This is a genomic window from Companilactobacillus nuruki, assembly GCF_002872255.1.
In the GTDB taxonomy this organism is placed as follows: Bacteria; Bacillota; Bacilli; order Lactobacillales; family Lactobacillaceae; genus Companilactobacillus; species Companilactobacillus nuruki.
In genome coordinates this window covers 1-870 of sequence record NZ_NIPR01000051.1, presented here as the reverse complement: position 1 = coordinate 870, position 870 = coordinate 1, and the positions used below count along the sequence as shown (strand labels likewise).

General features: G+C 36.1%; 1 protein-coding gene and 1 pseudogene. Both read left to right on the top strand.

Features of this window, described 5'->3' with window-relative positions; genetic code table 11:
* Positions 1-707 (top strand): helix-hairpin-helix domain-containing protein (locus CBP76_RS10395; protein ID WP_102196805.1); only part of this gene is annotated, 707 nt, incomplete at its 5' end.
* A gap of 14 nt (positions 708-721) precedes the next feature.
* Positions 722-870, top strand: a pseudogene (locus tag CBP76_RS13400) (type I methionyl aminopeptidase); the annotation flags it as partial.

The following is an 870-nucleotide window of genomic DNA, read 5'->3' as shown; positions in this document are numbered from 1 at the left end:
TTGAAGCGTTGAATTTGCCTTATGGTCATGTTATTGAGTCATTTGATCATTCGCATATCCAAGGAACCAATCCAGTATCAGCAATGGTAATGTTTAAAGATGGTAGGCCAGAAAAAAGTGGTTATCGAAAGTATAAGATTAAAGGTGAGGTTGAACATCAATCGGGTGCTGACGAAGCAGCGAATACCCGTGAGGTTGTTTATCGACGTTATTCGCGATTAATTAAAGAAAATACACCATTGCCAGATTTAATCCTGATGGATGGTGGTATCATTGAGTTACGTGCGGTTATGGACGTCTTGCAAAATGAATTAGGCATTAATATTCCAGTAGCAGGGATGGTCAAAGATGATCACCACAATACATCACATTTAATTTTTGGTGAGGATGGTATTGAGGTACCCTTAGATCGTAAGAGTCAGGGATTTTACTTGTTGCAGAGAATTCAAGATGAAGTTCACCGTTTTGCTATTACATTCCAGCGAAAAACACGTAGTAAAAATGCACTTTCATCAAGATTAGATGATATACAAGGTGTTGGGCCAAAAACTAGAACCAAACTCTTAAAGGAATTTGGTTCGGTTAAAAAGATGAAAGAAGCAACAATTGAACAGTTGACTGCTTTAGGAATCTCTAAAACAACTGCACAAACAATAAAAATTACCTTAGCAAGTACAGATTTTCATAAGAAGTATAGTAAAGGTTAATTGGGGGATATTAAATGATTACATTAAAATCAGAGCGAGAAATAGAAGGAATGCGTGAGTCAGGTAAAATCTTGGCAGGCGTTCATTTAGGTTTACGCGATATGATTAAACCAGGAATTTCAGCTTATTCAATTGAAGAATTTGCTAATGATTATATTGTCAT